The organism is Pseudomonas sp. LAMO17WK12:I10, assembly GCF_900215185.1.
In the GTDB taxonomy this organism is placed as follows: Bacteria; Pseudomonadota; Gammaproteobacteria; order Pseudomonadales; family Pseudomonadaceae; genus Aquipseudomonas; species Aquipseudomonas chlororaphis.
Window position 1 is genome coordinate 254,967 of record NZ_OBDX01000001.1, and the last position, 17,310, is coordinate 272,276.

General features: G+C 58.6%; 17 protein-coding genes. 7 read left to right on the top strand and 10 right to left on the bottom strand.

What is annotated here, in order from left to right; genetic code table 11:
* Positions 1-118: 118 nt before the first annotated feature.
* Positions 119-514, bottom strand: a complete 396-nt coding sequence (locus CRO75_RS01030) for a cytochrome c family protein (RefSeq protein WP_062823972.1) — start codon at positions 512-514, stop codon at positions 119-121.
* 208 nt (positions 515-722) lie between these two features.
* On the opposite strand from CRO75_RS01030, the gene CRO75_RS01035 reads away from it, so the two are divergent.
* The 7 genes from CRO75_RS01035 to CRO75_RS01065 all read left to right on the top strand — a co-directional run bounded on the left by CRO75_RS01035 (position 723) and on the right by CRO75_RS01065 (position 7,921).
* Positions 723-2,156, top strand: a complete 1,434-nt coding sequence (locus CRO75_RS01035; RefSeq protein ID WP_097134186.1) for a PAAR domain-containing protein — start codon at positions 723-725, stop codon at positions 2,154-2,156.
* Positions 2,157-2,158: 2 nt separating this feature from the next.
* The gene (locus CRO75_RS01040; RefSeq protein WP_097134187.1) at positions 2,159-2,545 is read left to right on the top strand and encodes a hypothetical protein; all 387 of its coding nucleotides are present in this window, start codon (positions 2,159-2,161) and stop codon (positions 2,543-2,545) included.
* A 350-nt stretch (positions 2,546-2,895) separates the two neighbouring features.
* The gene (locus CRO75_RS01045; protein WP_097134188.1) at positions 2,896-4,362 is read left to right on the top strand and encodes a cytochrome c oxidase subunit II; all 1,467 of its coding nucleotides are present in this window, start codon (positions 2,896-2,898) and stop codon (positions 4,360-4,362) included.
* 40 nt (positions 4,363-4,402) lie between these two features.
* A complete protein-coding gene (ctaD, locus tag CRO75_RS01050; RefSeq protein WP_092418949.1) occupies positions 4,403-6,178 on the top strand; it encodes a cytochrome c oxidase subunit I in 1,776 nt (591 codons plus the stop codon).
* Positions 6,175-6,867: a cytochrome c oxidase subunit 3 gene (locus tag CRO75_RS01055; protein WP_097134189.1), complete on the top strand. Its 693-nt coding sequence runs from the start codon at positions 6,175-6,177 to the stop codon at positions 6,865-6,867. The genes ctaD and CRO75_RS01055 overlap by 4 nt, the downstream gene beginning before the upstream one ends.
* A 4-nt stretch (positions 6,868-6,871) precedes the next feature.
* The gene (locus CRO75_RS01060; protein ID WP_097134190.1) at positions 6,872-7,582 is read left to right on the top strand and encodes a heme-copper oxidase subunit III family protein; all 711 of its coding nucleotides are present in this window, start codon (positions 6,872-6,874) and stop codon (positions 7,580-7,582) included.
* A gap of 21 nt (positions 7,583-7,603) precedes the next feature.
* Positions 7,604-7,921: a cytochrome C oxidase subunit IV family protein gene (locus tag CRO75_RS01065; protein ID WP_007922565.1), complete on the top strand. Its 318-nt coding sequence runs from the start codon at positions 7,604-7,606 to the stop codon at positions 7,919-7,921.
* Positions 7,922-7,958: 37 nt separating this feature from the next.
* On the opposite strand, the gene CRO75_RS01070 is transcribed toward CRO75_RS01065, so the two are convergent.
* The 9 genes from CRO75_RS01070 to CRO75_RS01110 form a co-directional block, all read right to left on the bottom strand.
* Positions 7,959-8,513, bottom strand: coding sequence for a hypothetical protein (locus CRO75_RS01070; RefSeq protein WP_097134191.1), 555 nt, complete (start codon positions 8,511-8,513; stop codon positions 7,959-7,961).
* 336 nt (positions 8,514-8,849) lie between these two features.
* The gene (locus CRO75_RS01075; protein WP_097134192.1) at positions 8,850-9,851 is read right to left on the bottom strand and encodes a fimbrial protein; all 1,002 of its coding nucleotides are present in this window, start codon (positions 9,849-9,851) and stop codon (positions 8,850-8,852) included.
* Between the two features lie 19 nt (positions 9,852-9,870).
* The gene (locus CRO75_RS01080) at positions 9,871-10,506 is read right to left on the bottom strand and encodes a molecular chaperone (protein WP_239990552.1); all 636 of its coding nucleotides are present in this window, start codon (positions 10,504-10,506) and stop codon (positions 9,871-9,873) included.
* Between the two features lie 719 nt (positions 10,507-11,225).
* On the bottom strand, positions 11,226-11,825 hold the full coding sequence (gene wrbA / locus CRO75_RS01085) for an NAD(P)H:quinone oxidoreductase (RefSeq protein WP_085533433.1): 600 nt from the start codon (positions 11,823-11,825) through the stop codon (positions 11,226-11,228).
* 263 nt (positions 11,826-12,088) lie between these two features.
* Positions 12,089-12,883, bottom strand: a complete 795-nt coding sequence (locus CRO75_RS01090) for a hypothetical protein (RefSeq protein ID WP_097134194.1) — start codon at positions 12,881-12,883, stop codon at positions 12,089-12,091.
* A gap of 13 nt (positions 12,884-12,896) precedes the next feature.
* The gene (locus CRO75_RS01095) at positions 12,897-13,724 is read right to left on the bottom strand and encodes a phosphatase PAP2 family protein (RefSeq protein ID WP_097134195.1); all 828 of its coding nucleotides are present in this window, start codon (positions 13,722-13,724) and stop codon (positions 12,897-12,899) included.
* Between the two features lie 47 nt (positions 13,725-13,771).
* The gene (locus CRO75_RS01100) at positions 13,772-14,581 is read right to left on the bottom strand and encodes a MipA/OmpV family protein (protein WP_097134196.1); all 810 of its coding nucleotides are present in this window, start codon (positions 14,579-14,581) and stop codon (positions 13,772-13,774) included.
* A gap of 187 nt (positions 14,582-14,768) precedes the next feature.
* The gene (locus CRO75_RS01105; RefSeq protein ID WP_085533441.1) at positions 14,769-15,803 is read right to left on the bottom strand and encodes a DUF1254 domain-containing protein; all 1,035 of its coding nucleotides are present in this window, start codon (positions 15,801-15,803) and stop codon (positions 14,769-14,771) included.
* Positions 15,804-16,137: 334 nt separating this feature from the next.
* The gene (locus CRO75_RS01110) at positions 16,138-17,121 is read right to left on the bottom strand and encodes an AraC family transcriptional regulator (RefSeq protein WP_062823960.1); all 984 of its coding nucleotides are present in this window, start codon (positions 17,119-17,121) and stop codon (positions 16,138-16,140) included.
* Positions 17,122-17,310: the final 189 nt, after the last annotated feature.

Sequence of the window (17,310 nt, forward strand, 5' to 3'; positions counted from 1 at the left end):
TTTTTTGTGGGTGTTGCCCCGTCCAGCACCGCGGTTCCCTGTAGCCGCTGCCGCCAGGCTGCGATCGGGCGCGAAGCGCCCGTTGAGGATTTGGGGCCGCTTTGATTTGTCAGGTCACTCAGGGCTGTTGCGCCTGAAAGCTCTGCAGATAAGCCAGCAGATTATCGATCTTCTCCTGATCGCTCAGCCCCCAGAAGATCATCCGCGTACCGGGCACCACGGCCTTTGGATCTTCCAGATAAGCCACCAGCTTGTCGCGGGTCCAGACGATGCCGGAGGACTTCATCGCGTCGGAGTAGTGATAGTCCGCCACGCTCCCCGCGGTGCGCCCGAAAATGCCATTGAGCTGCGGCCCGAAAGAGCTGCGCACCGAAGGCCCGATATTGTGGCAGCCGCCGCAGATGCGCTTGAACAGCTTGCCACCGGCTTCGGCATCGCCCACTGCTTCTGCCTGGGCGTGGAGCGACGGCAGGCTGAGCATCAGGGCCAAGGTCAGGGCAAAGGTGTTTTTCATGTTCGGCTCCGGATCGGATGTGGCAGGTGGCAAAAGCGGGGGGGCTATTTGAGCATGGCGGGCGGCCTTTCGGGAAAAGGGGGGTTACGAGTCCGAGGAAAGATTGGTTGCTGAAGCCATTTCGCCCGGTGTTTTGAGAAATGCCTTAAATCCTTCTGAATACCCCGGTCGTTAGCATTCAGGCTCATTCCGCTTGCAGGAAATAGCCATGACTTTTGTGATCAGGGAGGGAGACCCGACCACGACGGGAGGTCGGGTTCTCGTAGGGTCGACGACTACGGTTGTGGAGAACCGTAAGGCCGCGAGAATCAGCGATCCGGTGTGGTGTCCTCAATGCAACAGCATGGGGTTTATCGCCGAAGGCAATCCGACTTTTATCGTCGAGGGTGTTGCAGTAGCGACCCATGGCCATGCTGTGCAATGCGGATGCCCTCCTGGCAGCAATCGGCTGATCGCCACTCAAAGTACGGTAATAGCTGCCGAGGAAGGTAGCGTGACCATCGCTCCTGAGTTTGCAGCAAAGGCGCAGGCGGCCACGCATGCCTGGGCACAGGCAATCAGCGATGGTTCTTACAAAAGCGAATTCACTCGGGATATTCCAAGTCAAGGACTGACCGGGTTGACCAGTGCTGAGCCGTTGTCAGCTGCGCCGACAACGCTTCAGGGTGTCGAGCCTGGGTTTCATATTGTGCAAAGCGTTATCCCTCGCTCAGAGCTTGAAGCGCTCCTGTTCGAACAGCCAAGTGCCGCTGTGCTTAACAAGTTCCGCACCTTGAACCCTCAGCTGTCGAGCTACGCAAAACCGGGGCAACTGATTGTCTTGAGCGACCCAAAGAACCATCAGTGCACCCGAGAAGAAGCATTGCTGATGGAAGCTGCCAATAAGGTGAACAGCGTGCTTGGATCGATGAGCGATGATGAGGCGACCTTTATGGTCCGTCATCGAGCGGAAATCGAATCATTCTTGACCGAAGGTTCGGGGGCGATCGGCATCGGCGAAGTCATGTTCTCCAAGCATCTGGAAAACGTGAAAAGCACCTTGGGGCAACTGGAGCAGTTGCACCAGCGTACGTTCCAGCAACACGGCAGGTTGCAGACCCCGGAGTTTTTTGCAGAACGAAAGCGTTTGATGTCTCAGCTGGATAACAGCCTGGGCCCGCTTGTGCGTAAAGGCGTAGGTATACCTGAGCACCCAAAACTGAAAAATGCCCTAGGGATATCCAGTCGTAGTCTGGTCCATCACTGGAGCAAAGCCGGAGTGCCTGGAAATATTCCGGGTTATGCGACCCACATTAATGGCGTAGCCAAGGCCAGCAAATACATCAAAGTCGGGGGCTGGGTTGGTATTGGGCTTGGGGCATCTGCTTCGGCACTGAAAGTACGAGAGGCATGTCAAATTGGCAGGGAGCAGGACTGCCGCAAGGTTCGGTTTATCGAGGGTGGGAAATTCTCCGGCAGGCTCGCTGGCGGCGCTGTTGGTAGTCCGATAGGCGGTGCTGTATGTGTTGCCCTCAGCGCCACTGGTATTGGTGGCTTGCTGTGTGGCGTGGTCATGGTAGGTTTGGGCTCTGTTGCCGGAGGTGCTGTTGGCGAGAGCCTTGGAGAGGGAGCGGGAGAGAAAGTGTATGAGTGGAGTGAATAGGGATGTTTGATGCTGAAGATGTTTTTTTCATCTTTGTGATTGCGAGTTTTGCATTGGCGTTTTTATTCATTGGAACGCAACTGTACTTCGCCTATTTCCGGATGAACGAAATACTCAGCAGCTTGAGCAACTCACGGGGGATCCAGTCGCGACGCTCTGTCATGGGGACAGATCCCTTTACTCGCTTCTTCATACTGATCAGTGTCGGCGGCATGCTGACCTTCTACAAGCGTTCGCTGAAAGGCGGTGATCTGGATGCCGAGGACTACAAAAATTTCCCAGGCCCGCTGCGTCGAATGATAACGCTCTCGTACGTGGCTGCACTTTTTGGGGGAACGCTGCTGTTTGTTCTTTGGGGGATTGGTAAACACATGGGGTGGCTCAAATAGCTTGGCTGCATGCGCCACTATTGATGATCAGGCAGCAGCCCGCTGCTTTATCATGAAGGGTGTGGTGAGGATTCAAATCAAGACAGAGCGTGGCCCGGAAACAACGAAGCCCTCGCATCGCCGCGAGGGCTTTTTTCTGAGTCGAAAACAGCCCCTGACCCGCCCGTCCTATATGTGGCCCGGCGGCGCACGTCCGCCGGGGCGCACTATACTTTTCAGAAGATTTGCCCCGGGGATAGAGGCAATGTTCCAGCAGGCTTGGGAGGAGGGTTAGGTATCGGTGTGGCGCTGCGGTTGGGCGACGTTGCGTTTGCATGGCCACAGAACAACCGGCACAGGAAGACCAGAAAATGGCGATAGCAATCATCCTGCTTCTAGTCGTTGTCGCTTCGGTGCTGTTTCACTTGCTTGCTCCCTGGCACATGACGCCGGCTGCCTCCAACTGGGGGTCGATAGACACCACGCTGCTGATCACCCTGGTCATCACCGGCATCTTTTTCATCGCCATCACGCTGTTCATGGCCATCGCCGTGATTCGCTTCCGTCATCGCGAAGGTGCCCGGGCGCACTACCAGCCGGAAAGCCGGAAGCTGGAAGGGTGGCTGGTCATCCTCACCTCATTGGGCATCATCGGCATGCTCGCGCCTGGCCTTGTGGTCTACAACGATTTTGTCCAGGTGCCGCAAGAGGCTACTCAGCTCGAAGTGATTGCCCAGCAGTGGCAGTGGGCGTTTCGCTTTCCCGGACAGGACGGAAAACTCGGCAAGGCGGATGTCAAATGGATCGATCCCGGCAATCCCTTCGGTCTTGATCGCAATGACCCTGCCGGGCAGGACGATGTGCTGATCATGAACAATGAAGTGCGCCTGCCCATCGACCGGCCGGTAAAAGTCCTGCTGCGGGCAAAGGATGTACTGCACGATTTCTATATTCCGCAGATGCGCGCGAAGATGGATATGGTGCCGGGCATGGTGTCCCACTTCTGGTTCACCCCGACCCGGCTCGGCAAGTTTGAAGTGCTGTGCGCCGAGTACTGTGGCTTGGGCCACTACAACATGCGCGGCCATCTGGTCGTCGAGGAGCAGGGCGCTTTCGACCAATGGTTCGCCAGCCAGCCGACCTTTGCCCAGACCCTGACCAATGTCGCCACGCCAAGCCGGGACAGCCTGCTGGAAAAAGGTCGCCAACTGGTGGAAAGCCATGGCTGCCGCGCCTGCCATAGCCAGGACGGCAGCACCAGCCTGGGCCCGGGCTGGAAGGACCTGTACGGCCGCTCGGAGCAGCTGGCCGATGGCACCCGCGTCCAGGTCGACGAAGCCTACCTCAAGGAGTCGATTCTCGAGCCGCAGGCCAGGCTGGTCCAGGGCTATCCGCCGGTCATGGTGGCCTATACTTTCAGTCAGGATGAACTGGCCGCCGTGGTGGCTTTCATCAAGTCGCTGAGTGCCGCGGGGCAGAACGAGCAAGGCCCTGCAGACGCACAGGATGAGTTGGCGGCGCAGGGACAGCGGATGGCCGAATCGCTGGGTTGCCTGGCCTGCCACAGTGTCGATGGCAGCCAGGGTATCGGCCCGGGCTGGCAGGGTTTGTACGGCAAGACGGAAACCCTGGCCGATGGTTCCCAGATCAAGGTCGATGAGGGCTACCTGAAGGACTCCGTGCGCCATCCTGGTGCTGCGATCGTCAAGGGTTACGCCGCGGTGATGCCGACCTTTACCCCCAATGACAAGGAACTGGACGCCCTGATCGCCTTCATCAAGTCGAAAGCTGCTGTCGACGCGGATGCCGGCAAGGTGGAATCGGGCAAGTCGCCGTAACTCGCCGGAAATGCTCCGAAACTTACCGGAGGATGACCTGATGGCTTATGTCGAGCATGCAGAAACAGAAGTCCTGCACGAACCGAAGAGCTTCTTCACGCGCTATATCTGGAGCCAGGACCACAAGGTCATCGCCATCCAGTATTCCTTGACGGCGATCTCCGTGGGGCTCGTCGCCCTGGTGCTGTCCGGCCTGATGCGCATACAGATCGGCTTTCCCGGCAGCCTCGAGTTCATGGACGCCAGCACCTATTACCAGGCGATGACCCTGCACGGCATGATCATGGTCATCTACCTGCTGACGGCCCTGTTCCTGGGCGGCTTCGGCAATTATCTGATTCCGCTGATGATTGGCGCCCGGGACATGGTCTTCCCCTACGTCAACATGCTGAGCTTCTGGTTCTACCTGCTCTCGGTCCTGGTGCTGCTTTCCAGCTTCTTCGTCCCGGGCGGGCCCACCGGGGCGGGCTGGACACTCTATCCGCCGCAATCGATCACCCAGGGCACCCCGGGGACCGAATGGGGCATCGTGTTGATGCTGGTGTCGCTGGCGATCTTCATCGTTGCCGCCACCATGGGCGGGCTGAACTACGTGACCACGGTGCTGCAGGCCCGTACGCGCGGCATGACGCTGTTTCGCATGCCGCTGTCCGTCTGGGGCATCTTCATGGCCTCGATCCTGGCCCTGCTGGCCTTTCCGGCCTTGTTCGTCAGCGCGGTGATGATGCTGTTCGACAGGCTGCTGGGCACAAGCTTCTTCATGCCGGCGGTGATCTCCATGGGGCAGCAGCTCGCGCATCAGGGCGGCAGCCCGATCCTGTTCCAGCACCTGTTCTGGTTCTTCGGCCATCCGGAGGTCTACATCGTCGCCCTGCCGGCGTTCGGCCTGGTCTCCGACCTGATCAGCACCCATGCGCGCAAGAACATCTTCGGTTACCGCATGATGGTCTGGGCCATCATTGCCATCGGCGTGTTGAGCTTTGTGGTCTGGGCGCACCATATGTACGTCAGCGGGATGAACCCGTACTTCGGCTTCTTTTTCGCCGCCACCACCTTGATCATCGCCGTGCCGACCGCGCTGAAAGTCTACAACTGGGTGCTGACCCTGTGGCATGGCGACATCCACCTGACGGTGCCGATGCTGTTCGCCCTGGCCTTTATCGTCACCTTCCTGGTCGGTGGCCTTACCGGGTTGTTTCTCGGCAACGTGATTGTGGATATTCCGCTGTCGGACACCTACTTCGTGGTGGCCCACTTCCATATGGTCATGGGGGTGGCGCCGATCCTGGTGATATTTGGCGCCATCTATCACTGGTTTCCGAAGATCACCGGGCGCCTGATGAACGACACCCTGGGCAAGCTGCATTTCTGGATAACTTTCCTCGGTACCTACTGCATCTACTTCCCCATGCATTACCTGGGGCTGCTGGGCATGCCTCGGCGCTATTACGCCTGGCAGAACTACGACTTCATCCCGCAATCGGCGCAGCAGCTGAATGCGTTCATCACCGTTGTCGCGCTGACGGTCGGGGTATGCCAGCTGCTGTTCCTCTTCAACCTGGCCTGGAGTGCCTTCAAAGGCAAGCCGGCGGGCCCGAACCCATGGGGGGCGGCCAGCCTGGAATGGCAGACGCCGGACACCCCGCCCGTCCATGGCAACTGGGGGCCGGAGCTGCCGGTGGTGCACCGTTGGGCCTATGACTACAGCGTGCCCGGGATAGAGCAGGACTTCGTGCCACAGACGGTTTCTGCCCAGGAGCTGGAGCAGATGAGGCAGCACAGCGCAGAAGCCAGGATCGCAGGCGAAAGACCATGAACGGGCCGCTATTGAAAAACACCGAAAGCGCCGGCGCCGGCGGCCGTTGGAGCCAGCCCCCCGAGCACTCTCGGGGACCGGCAGGCCTGGACAGGGTGAAAGCCGCAAAAGTGGGCCTGCGCATGTTCCTGGTGGTGGTGACCTCGCTGTTCCTGCTGTTCCTGCTGGCCTTCATCGCGCGTTCGCAAATGGCGGACTGGCAGCCGCTGACCGAGCCGTTGGCGCCGCTGGCCAGTGCCCGGCAACTCTGGCTGAACACGCTCCTGCTGGTGCTGGGCAGTATCAGCCTGCAGTGGGCGCGAATGGCCGCCCGGCGGGGTGTGTCGAACGGGGCCAGCCTCGGCTTCGCCCTGGGCGGTGTTTTCGCGATCGCCTTTCTCGGGGGGCAACTCTGGGTCTGGAAGCAGTTCGTCGACTGGGGCTATTTCGTCTCCGCCAATCCGGCCAACAGCTTTTTCTATCTGCTGACCGGCGTACACGGGCTGCACCTGCTGGGAGGCCTGGTGGCCTGGGGCAGAGTCGGCGCCAGGTTCCTGCGACGCGTTCCGCTGTCGCGACTGGCGCCCAGCGTGGAGCTCTGTGCCATCTACTGGCACTACCTGCTGGGGCTGTGGATCGTCCTCTTCTTCCTGCTGACCAGCACGCCGGAAACCTATCAAGCCATCGCCGCATTCTGCGGCCTGAGGTGAAGCCATGGCATTGCCCTCAGCAACCCCTCCGGAAAGTCCCGTCCCACCCCCACCCGATACGCTGGTAGCGGGGTGGAAGAGCATCGCCAGCGACTGGGCCTCGGATCAGGATGTGTTCAAGCGAGTGCCCTGGGGCAAGGCGATGATGTGGATCTTCCTGCTCAGCGATACCTTCATCTTCACCTGCTTCCTGACCGGCTACATGTCGGTGCGCATCAGTGCCACCGTCCCCTGGCCGAACCCCAGCGAAGTGTTCGCCTTGACCATCGGCGGCGTTGAAATCCCTCTGATCCTGATCGCCATCATGACCTTCGTGCTGATCAGCAGCAGCGGCACCATGGCCATGGCCGTGAACTTCGCCTATCGCCGTGTGCGCGGCAAATGCGCGGCCCTGATGCTGGCGACCGCGGCCTTCGGTGCGACCTTCGTCAGCATGCAGGCGTTCGAGTGGAGCAAGCTCATCGCCGAAGGCGTGCGCCCCTGGTCGAACCCCATGGGCGCGGCGCAATTCGGCGCCAGTTTTTTCATGATTACCGGTTTCCACGGGCTGCATGTATCGGTCGGCGTCATCTACCTGTGCATCGTCGCCTTCAAGGTGTTGCGCGGGGACTACGAGCGCTCCGGCAACTATCAGATCGTCGAGATCGCCGGGTTGTACTGGCACTTCGTGGATCTGGTGTGGGTATTTATCTTCGCTTTCTTCTACTTATGGTGAGCCCGCAGAGGAGTACCGGCGATGGCACATGCACAAGGTCAACAGCATCCACTGAGCCTGTACCTGAAGATCTGGGGGCTGCTGTTCGTACTCAGTACCCTGTCCTACCTGGTCGACTACTTTCACTTCCAGGGCTATTTCAGGTGGTCGCTAATCCTGGTCCTCATGTTGTTGAAGGCCGGCCTGATCGTTTCCATCTTCATGCACATGGCCTGGGAGCGCCTGGCGATGGTCTACGCCATACTCGTCCCGCCGTTGTGCCTGCTGGTACTGGTTGGCCTGATGGCCGCCGAGGCGGACTACGTGTTTTCTACCCGGGGGATTTTCCTCGGGCAATGACCGGCTTCCGCCTCCGGCGTTCAAGCGCCGCGGCGTCCTATATCGTGCGCTTGAACTGATGCCATTTCTGCAGCCAGGCCACTATCCAGTGAGGCGCTGCTGCGCCGGTCCCGGCGACCTGCAGTTGCGGGTGATGGCTGATGACCTGATCCAGGATCGGCTCCTGAGCGGGTTCGACGTCCACGAAGAAAATGTGCTCGCCGTCCCTTACCGTCTTTTTCAAATTGCTGAAGTGGGCATTGGGCACCTGGATACCAAAGAAGCCGCCTTCCCAGATACAGAAGCCCAGGATCACGATCGCCAGGAAGATGAACGGCACCCAGCCTGCCGCGGACTCGGTCCAACCTGCCAGATAGGCACCGAGCAGTACCAATGCCGCGAGCGGTAGGCCAATGACCGCGCCAATCTCACCGGAGTGAACGACATCCTGCTTCATGAGTGAGTTCACATCATGCAGGTGATGCTGTTCCACATCCGCATCCCGGTCGCTGAGCACATGAATCTGCTCGGTACTGATGCCGCTGGCTTCCAGCTCGCTTTCAACGGTTTCCAGCTCGTCGAGATTATCGCTGATGTAAAAATGCCGGTTCATGAGTCACCTCCTACTTCATCGTCGCAGAGGCCCCCATTTTTTCTGCAGTCGTTATCTGAAATTCCAGAGCGTTTTCCTGCCGCTCTGGATAACACCGCACGCTGATCGCTCGCTAAAAAAGTATAGCATCGCCCTCGGCAACGCCTTGCCGGCCGGGGGCTGCGGGGATATACGGCAATCTGAGGGGGGTGAATCCTTCTGCTCGGATTCTGAATCTGCGTGGGTAATCGGGTGAGTGACGGCCGTTTGATCTGCCACGCCCTGCAAAGACAAGGACGCCAATTGGCGCCCTTGTCTTAAGTTCTTCAAACGCTCGAATGTCAGAGGTCGGAGGGGCTATTTATAAAAAACATCGATCGTCGCGGTGGCGTTGAATGGCCCGAGAATCGCCTTGCTGGTTAGCCATTTCAACTGAGCCAGGAAGTTATTCACCACCATCTGGTCACGGCTGCTCTCCACCAAGGTGAACTCTTTGTTGAAGGGTATGGCACTGCGGCTCGGTTGCTTGAGCAGGCTGATGCCCACGGAGCTGTTGTTGTTCGGCACCAGGGTGTAGCCGTCCGCCGCGGTAGCGCCGACCGGAGTGAGCCGTGCGTTCAGCCCGTAGACGCTGTTGCAGGTCTTGAGGGCGGTGATGCTGAACGGGACTTCCTTGATCACCTTGTCGGCTTGCGCCGAGGCGGCAGCGATACTGCCAAAGTCGACGGTCTTGGGGGAGACAGACAGGGCCGATGAGCAGGAGATATAGCGCATTCTGTCCAAGCCAGCCAGTACCATGACAAAGTTGCTATCAGGGTTGCTGTTCATACCGCCCGCTCCATCCAACTGGAACGCTGGATAAACCGGGACGCCTGTCAGGCTTCCCTCCTTGCCTGGGCTGGGCGAGCTTTTTTTGGAGATAAAGAAGTTGAAGTTCAATGGGAAGGTTTGAGCTTTGTCCTTGCAACCGGAGGTCGCGTAACAGCCTTCGAAAACGATGGGGAGTTGTATCCGGCATCCCGGCAATTGCGTACAGCGCAGGTCGGTTCCGTTCAGGTGGATACCCACCTCCAGGTCGGGTCCCAATTGAGTGAGGCCTGGGTCGCGAGGGCTTAAATAAAAGTAAACGTATTCTTTGCCATACCCGTAGTTGTCCTGCCAGCAGGTCATGCTGATGCTGTAGTTATCGGAGCGCCAGAGCACGGTATCCTTTGGCAGGGTATTGGGCACCGCAATGCTGGTGAAGATCATGATCGCATCGGAGGCCAGGGTGCCATCTTTTTTGCAGGCCAAGGCATAACTCTTCTGAGTAAGAAGCAGTAGCAGGGCCAGGGAAACCAGTTGGTAAATTTTTTTCATCATGTCTCGTCCATTGGCCTCAAAATTGAGCCGAGCCGTGGCTTTTTTGGTTGGCGGATAGTGTTGCCCCGTAGGGGCGCAGGTTGCCTGCGTCACTGACGATCTGATAACGCAGGCTGGCAGGTTGGCAGGCCGGTATGTCGATGGGCTGTGTCGAGAACGGCGGGAGCATCAGGTGCTCGATCGGCTGGCCACAGGGCTGGCCATTCGGGCCTGTGGCTTCGATATCGTTGAGGGTCAGGTAGTAGGGGGAAGGGTTGTCGGCGATGAGCCTGCCTGCGGTTGCTTTCTGTGTTTCCCAGGACAATCCGGCCATGGCGTCGTCCAGGGTGTTCTTCAGCGGTGGGCGATAGAGCAGCTTGAAGTGGTGCCGCAAAGCGACTGTCATGGTGTGAGGCGTCTTGGCGGCCGGAGGCACGTCCAGGACGCTCAACAAAAGATAAGATTCGCGGTCAGTAGGCAGGCCTGTTCCCTGGTAGAAAATTTCCACGGTGGCTTTCTGTCCGCTGGAAATTTTCAGCAACGGTTTGGAGACCGCCAGGGGCAGTGTCTGGCTGCGCCCAGACTCTTTCTCTCCCCAGTCCAGCGAAACTTGCGCCAGGGCGGCCTTCTTGCCGTCGTTGACCAGGGTTACGGACATTCGCTGGCCCGTCATGATGAAGCGGTTCTTCCCATCGAAGGAGAGGTCCGCCAGGGCGGTACCGGGTTGGTAGGCAAGGAGCAGTCCAACTGCAAGAGAAGGCACCCTGCACCTGTGTCGAGAGAGCGTTTCTCGTGCAGAAGGATGCAGGGTGATGTTAGGTCTGGGATGCATTCCATTTCCCCATAGGTGTGAAAGCCTGCAGATATACCGGTGGCTTTATTGGTGAGCCCGGATATCGACTGAAGCCGGCATTCTGGTTTGGATGCAATTGCACAAGAAATGAGACATTTCTGAATCGGGCTCTCTATGGTGTATGCCTCAGGAAAATAAGATGGTCTGACCCTACTTTTCCTCCATTTCCCCTCTTCTAATACGCCTATTCAGATGAACACTGTTTTTCCAATTCCTGAAAGCGGCAAGAGAACAGTTGTCACCGCTGGGCACGTTTTGACACTTACCAAGGGCTGATGCCTTTGAGGGGATGGTTCTGAAAACGTACGGCCAGGCGAGTGTTCGTTTTCAGTGGCGATCAATTGAGGAGGGAATGGCCGCTGGGAGTGCTGACAATGGGGCTGGGCTCGACCGGAGGTTGCGAGTTGCGCGCATTGATGGTCATGACCAAGAGACGAGGAGGGGGACGTCGCTTGTTGCGTAGACAGAAACAACCAAGCCCTCGCATGGCTGCGAGGGCTTGGTTTTGTCTCCGGATCTGTCGATTACAGATCGAGCGCCTACTTGCTCAGTTTGACCGCCAGCTGGGCCACGTACTGGCCTTGATGACGGGCGATCTCCAGTTCCCGGGCATCAGGCTGGCGCGAGCCGTCACCACCGGCAATGGTGGATGCGCCATAAGGCGTGCCACCGCCGACACTGGACGTATCGAACAAGGCTGGCGAGCTGTAACCGATGGGCACGATGATCATGCCGTGGTGAGCCAGGGTGGTCCAAGTGGAGGTAATGGTCATCTCCTGGCCGCCGCCGGTACCTGTCGAGGTGAATACACTGGCGAGCTTGCCAACCAGGCCGCCCTTGGCCCACAACCCGCCAGTCTGGTCGAGGAAATTGCGCATCTGGCCGGACATATTGCCGAAGCGGGTCGGAGTACCCAGGATGATTGCGTCGTAGTCGCCCAGCTCACCTGGCGTGGCAACCGCAGCGCTCTGATCCACTTTGCCATGGGCAGCCTTGAAGGCTTCCGGGTCCATGGTCTCGGGTACGCGTTTGAGGGTGACTTCAACCCCGGGAACGCTCCGGGCACCCTCCGACACGCTCTGGGCCATTGTTTCGATATGACCGTACATCGAATGATAAAGAACCAATACCTTAGCCATGCGTACTTCCTCTTGAGGTGTGTCTTGAGCTGACTGACGGCCTGTTAAAGAGGCGATCAGGTTAGTTATCCATCCCACTGTTTCACCCGCATCTGCGTGAGTCGTGGCGCATGATCGATCTAATTGGCTTCTGTGAATATGAGAAAATATCGAACGGGATGTTCGAAAAAACTGATCTTGGAAAGCAACAAAGGCCAACCCGAAGGTTGGCCTTTGACATACTGCGGATGGATACCAGAGAAAAGCGTAATGGCATGAAAGCCTCAGAATCGCCCACTGATCCCCAACAGTGGCCCCTTCTGGACAATGTCGTAGACAAAACCGTCATGGCGATAATTCACCCCCATGGCCCGGTAACCGGCCACCACCGAAAAGCCCGGCAGGAACTCCCAGCCCGCCAGCGCGGCCAGGTCCCAGTCTTCCCGCGACTGGCCGGCGCCCGCCATGCCCCAGGACGACAACCAGAATCGCTCGTTCACGGCATAGTGCCCACGCAGCCCCGCCATGGCGTCGGCCCAGGTGGCCTTGTCGGACCCAGACAGGCCGCCGGCGGGCCCGCCGTGCAGGGTGATGGCGGTGCTGCTGTACCAGACGCGCACGCCGCCCGCGACGTCCAACCGATGATCGTCATCCCCCCACACCTGGTATCCGCCCCCCAGGAATCCCGAGGCCGTCTTGCTTTCCACCTCAAGCTTGGACGCCGGGGCGCCCGCTGGTAGACGGTTGCGGGTGTCGGTGTCGATGTACATCAGGTCGGCGAGTACGCTGTAGGGCCCGCGCCGCGCCTCGCCCATCAGCATCACCGACATATCGACGCTACGCGCGATGTCGGAGAAGTCGGATTTTATAAACTGGGTCCCGGTGCTGCGGTGGCCCACGTGCCCACGGATACCGGCGCCCCACAGGTAAGGCCCGCCATTGAACTGCCAGCCATCAGCGTCTGCCGCCATGGCCACCATCGGCAGACTGGAGCCCGCGGTCGTCAAGGCGCTGACCAGCAGCGCCAGGCGGGCCTGCTTACACCGCAACGGCGAGCGTGGGATGTCACTGTGCATCATGGTGTTTCTCCGATCAGTGCTGGGTCAGCGAGAGCGCCACGCCCTCGGCCGCACAGTCCTCTGTAGGCTTCAGACCCGCCTTTTGCGCAGCCTTGACCTCCTCCTTCGCGGCCGCCAGGTCCGCCAGGAACGCCGGATTGCCATGCAGGCTCGCCACCGTGGCGGCCCCCATGATGCGGCCTGCATCCACGTCGCTCTGCCAGTGCGCATCGCAGATGACCCGGCTCTGGCCGTATGACAGGCCACGGGTCATCAATTCGGTGGCGCGTGCCGGATTGATTTCAGCCAATACCAGGCTCCAGGCCCAGCCCGCGGCAGAGTGGCCGGATGGCCAGGAACCATCCGTGCGCAGCAGTGGCTCCATGTCTTTGCGGCACGTGCTTTGGTTATGCACCACGAAAGGACGGGTACGGTTGTAGGCATTCTTCCCGGCGTAGGTGGAGCCGCCCGCATCGGTCAGGGTGCGCTGCATCAAGGTGTAAAGATGCGGTGTACTTTTCTCGGTGATCGGCGTGCCCAGCGCGCAGGAGAATGTTTTCGCCGGGCCGGGGAATGACAGCGCCGCATCCGCTGCCGCGAGTTTCTCCCGAACGGTGCCACGCAGCGCCAGCGCCGCACGCCGTGCTTCCTCATCCCGCGCCAGCGCCGCGGAGTCTGGTTTGGGCGGGGCACCGAGCAGCGCCAGGCGCACTGGCAAGTCAGCCGGGTCCAGATAGCCTGGAGCCAGCTTGAAGTGAGGGTCCGTGACCTGGGTGGCGGCATCTTCGGCGAGCAGCAGTCCCGAGCCGAATAGGCCGGCCAGGGACACGGTCATCCCCAACTGCTTAGGTAGTTTTTTCATCGATCATTCCCTTATCTGTATCGGATGGCGCCGGTGTTACCGGTTTATCAAAACCGGTATAGAGCGTTCAGATAGGCACCGGCACCGACCTTCTCACCCGTCAGCGGGCTGTCGCGGGCGTCGGCGACCAGGGCGTAGGTCTTGATGCCGCCTTCCAGTGCCAGCTGTGGCTGCCATTGCCAGGTGAGGCCCAGCTTCAAGGTCACGTCGCGCATCCCGCCACCCGGGCGGTATTCATCGAACCGGGTGCGCGCGGCTTGCTGGGCCGTGACGCCGAAGCGCGCCATCATGTCGTTCTCATTGCTCCAGGTGCCGTACAGCGTCGAGTCCAGGGTCAAGCTCGAAGACAGTGGGTATGCCGTGGCGACCCCGGCTTCCAGGTACGCCGTGCGCCCCAGGCTTTCGCCACCGTAATGACGGTTCTGGCTCGATTGCAGGCCGCGCACGAACAGGCGGCCGGCCGGCAGGATCCAGTACGCTTCCGCCCCGACCAGGGCGGTGCTGTCCAGGTTGCCCATGCCCCGCAGGTAGTCATCACGGCCGTCCAGGGTATGAATGCGTTCCTTGCGTCCCGGGTCATAACCGATCAACAAGGCCACTCCGAAAGGAGCCAGCCCCGGCAAGTCCCAACGCAGCCCGTCCGGGAAGGCCGCGGTAAAGGTGCCCCAGTCCTGGGTAGGTAAGAGCGCCTTCAGTTTCAGCGACGGGAACGCGGCGTAGTGTGAAGAGCCTTGGTACAACGGGCCAACGGCAACTCCGCCGCCTACCGTCACGGATGGAGCGCCGTTTGAATCGTCAATGGCTGCATGGGCAGGCAACACCAGCGTCAATGCGAGGGCTGCACCCATGATGAACATCTGCGGGTGTCTAGAAGAATTTTAATGGTCTTTGCTTGTCATTGTTTAGTTCCTTTGGTGTGAACTCTGTAGTTCAGAGCCATCCCTGACTTAATAAGCCATATCAAACTTGGTAGCCGTGCGTTTAACGCTACTAAGGTGTCTGCCAATTGATCTAAATAACCAGTCGTTATTTGAATGATTGAACTTATAGAACGACGGGCTGCGGCTGTGGGAAACGCCATTGGCCATTTAGTATTTCGTTGCTCGGCTGATAAAGCCTGACCGTATAGTTCCAACCAGGCATAACGGGCAGGCAATTAGTGATCTTTGCGTCACAACCACCGAACTGAATGACAATCGAGCCATCATCGCTTTTCTTGGCGGTGAGGTTATTCAGCGAGTAGGTGTCATATGGGTTTTTCTGAAAGTATCCCTCTGCGTTGTAAACACTCACAGACCAGAAACTGCGGACCGGAACCTGTCCAACTTTGAGACGGTAAACGGTTTTCCCATCGTTCTGCGGCATCACACCGCCGAGGTAGATGGCGTCCTTGCTCGGATTTCCGCCCCACCCCGTCGCGGTTCCGATCAGGTGCTGGATCGGATCGACGCTACCTTTAGGGCCAAAGGACTGGTTGTAGTTGGGGATTGTCGAACCCAGGACAGCCAGGGCATCACGCATCTTTTTCTGGCTCGCCTGATCCCACTTCGGTACTACGAATTCCCCTGGCTTGGCCTGGCTGACCTGGATTGCGTCCTGCAACTCATGCACCTGCTCAAGGTCTGCGCGATCCGTGGGATCGAAGAAAATGCGCACAGCGACAAACACATAGCGTGTGCCGATATCCTCTTTCGTCAGCGTATGGCGACCGGCACCGTAAATGACGGCGGGTACGTAGTGATCTTCGTTGACCATTTGCATCGACATGAACCGCTCACCGGCCTCAGGCAATGTGATCGTGACTGGACCGGCATCGAGATCGAACACCGCTGATGAGTAGAGGGTGTCCCGATTCATTCGGACGACATTCTGAGCGTCGATAGGAACCGGTTCACGGTTATGAACAAACTGACCAAAGCCTCCACTCGTCACCGTTTTGCCCATGTACAGGTCGGACTCGGCACGGACAAAATTATCGACACCCACCAGCGTCGCCGCGGCAGGGGATGACTGCGCGTTTGCACTCGCAAAAGTTGCCAGCGTCAGGGCGACGATGCAGGCCGTGGATGAGTAGGACATTTAAACCTCTTGATCTTATAAGAAGTGATTCCCTTCCCCGGCTTCAGGCTTTTCTTGTACATGGATCGCTTGCTGCAGCGCTTGCTGGGGTTGGCATTACCTTTTAAAACTGTATAAGAACGCCTCGATGGAAACTTGCCATTTGATGCCAAAAGGCCAAGCCATTACTTACCGATCAGCTTGCCGGCGGCGCTCGTACAGAAATGGCTGCTCAGATCAGGACGGCAAGCCCTATCCCGGTAGTTCGAGGCTATTGGAAGGCTTAGCCCGAAGTGGGCCGAAGGGGCGGGTGGGAGAGGGAGCAAGTGGTCAGGCGAAGACGCTGTCTTGAATTTTAATAATCATGTTTCAAGGCCGAGCGGTAGCGCGACGGTGAGTTCCCGGTCCAGCGTTTGAAGGCTCGAGTAAAGTGCGCTTGATCGCTGTAACCCACCATGTAGGCAATTTCGGTCGCGGTGTATTTACCGCTGGCAATGAGTTGAAGTGCCTCGCTGCGACGCGTCTCGTCGCGTAGATCTTCGAAATCGATGCCGCAATACTTGAGACGACGCTGCAGCGTTCGAGAAGACAGTCCGATGTTTCTTGAGATAGCGGTAAGTTTGGATTGATCCTGATCCGATATCCGCTCCATAAGTACGCCTGCTGCTTGCGCTGTCGACCTCAAGGCTTCGGTGACTTTCCAGGCGTCATCCCGAACAGGTTGCAGGGGCGTGTCGAGCAGCTCACGGTCGAATTCGATCATGTTGTACTGCGCGTTCATTTCGAGATTCGGCCCCAGGTATTCTTCAAGCGCCTCATCGCCTCTTTCCCTCGGGTTTTGCAGATGCACGCGTATGGCGCCAGGCTCACCGGACATGAGAGGTACTTTTCTAAGCAGCGCAAGCGTGCCGAGAATGACTTGCTTCGGATCAGCCCCGTGCTGTCCGGTAAATTGGTGGATCAGTTTCGTCGTACGGCCTTCGGTGACGATTTCTACTTCTCCTCCTTGATGCAGCAAGTCGGTATAGATCGCCGCCGTTGCGCAAGCCTGAGCGAGGTTGGTCGAGCCCAATATCAACTCGCCCCAGGCACCGAGCGAACGTACTTCGATCAGATGCCCCACACAGGCACCGCCGAAGGGGTCCTGTGCGATAGCCGCCATTTCGTTGGCTATATGAAAACAGGCCGCTCGCGGTACCCAGGCATCAGGGTTTTGAAAAACATGAGGGGAAATGCCGTAACGCCGAAAGAACTCCAGCGGCGACACCCCACGCATGCTCAGGTAGGGGGCTATTTGCCGAAGAGTGCTGAGTTTGATGGATGGCGTGGCATTCGTCATAAGCGTTCGCACCTGTTTTTAAAGGCAATGCACGGGAAAACCGTCTTTGCCCGCAGGGAAACACTAGCGTAAAACTTTTGCCAAAGTCGCGTTATTGACAGCACAGAACAGCTCGATTCAGCGACAGGATCATCGCTTTTGCAGAACCCCAAAACGAAAAAACCCGCCAGAAGGCGGGTTTTTCGGGGG

What these genes read in the sequence shown, in the direction of transcription:
- CRO75_RS01030 (WP_062823972.1), bottom strand. Translation starts at nt 514, where the DNA reads ATGAAAAACACCTTTGCCCTGACCTTGGCCCTGATGCTCAGCCTGCCG.
- CRO75_RS01035 (WP_097134186.1), top strand. Translation starts at nt 723, where the DNA reads ATGACTTTTGTGATCAGGGAGGGAGACCCGACCACGACGGGAGGTCGG.
- CRO75_RS01040 (WP_097134187.1), top strand. Translation starts at nt 2,159, where the DNA reads ATGTTTGATGCTGAAGATGTTTTTTTCATCTTTGTGATTGCGAGTTTT.
- CRO75_RS01045 (WP_097134188.1), top strand. Translation starts at nt 2,896, where the DNA reads ATGGCGATAGCAATCATCCTGCTTCTAGTCGTTGTCGCTTCGGTGCTG.
- ctaD (WP_092418949.1), top strand. Translation starts at nt 4,403, where the DNA reads ATGGCTTATGTCGAGCATGCAGAAACAGAAGTCCTGCACGAACCGAAG.
- CRO75_RS01055 (WP_097134189.1), top strand. Translation starts at nt 6,175, where the DNA reads ATGAACGGGCCGCTATTGAAAAACACCGAAAGCGCCGGCGCCGGCGGC.
- CRO75_RS01060 (WP_097134190.1), top strand. Translation starts at nt 6,872, where the DNA reads ATGGCATTGCCCTCAGCAACCCCTCCGGAAAGTCCCGTCCCACCCCCA.
- CRO75_RS01065 (WP_007922565.1), top strand. Translation starts at nt 7,604, where the DNA reads ATGGCACATGCACAAGGTCAACAGCATCCACTGAGCCTGTACCTGAAG.
- CRO75_RS01070 (WP_097134191.1), bottom strand. Translation starts at nt 8,513, where the DNA reads ATGAACCGGCATTTTTACATCAGCGATAATCTCGACGAGCTGGAAACC.
- CRO75_RS01075 (WP_097134192.1), bottom strand. Translation starts at nt 9,851, where the DNA reads ATGAAAAAAATTTACCAACTGGTTTCCCTGGCCCTGCTACTGCTTCTT.
- CRO75_RS01080 (WP_239990552.1), bottom strand. Translation starts at nt 10,506, where the DNA reads ATGACGGGCCAGCGAATGTCCGTAACCCTGGTCAACGACGGCAAGAAG.
- wrbA (WP_085533433.1), bottom strand. Translation starts at nt 11,825, where the DNA reads ATGGCTAAGGTATTGGTTCTTTATCATTCGATGTACGGTCATATCGAA.
- CRO75_RS01090 (WP_097134194.1), bottom strand. Translation starts at nt 12,883, where the DNA reads ATGATGCACAGTGACATCCCACGCTCGCCGTTGCGGTGTAAGCAGGCC.
- CRO75_RS01095 (WP_097134195.1), bottom strand. Translation starts at nt 13,724, where the DNA reads ATGAAAAAACTACCTAAGCAGTTGGGGATGACCGTGTCCCTGGCCGGC.
- CRO75_RS01100 (WP_097134196.1), bottom strand. Translation starts at nt 14,581, where the DNA reads ATGTTCATCATGGGTGCAGCCCTCGCATTGACGCTGGTGTTGCCTGCC.
- CRO75_RS01105 (WP_085533441.1), bottom strand. Translation starts at nt 15,803, where the DNA reads ATGTCCTACTCATCCACGGCCTGCATCGTCGCCCTGACGCTGGCAACT.
- CRO75_RS01110 (WP_062823960.1), bottom strand. Translation starts at nt 17,121, where the DNA reads ATGACGAATGCCACGCCATCCATCAAACTCAGCACTCTTCGGCAAATA.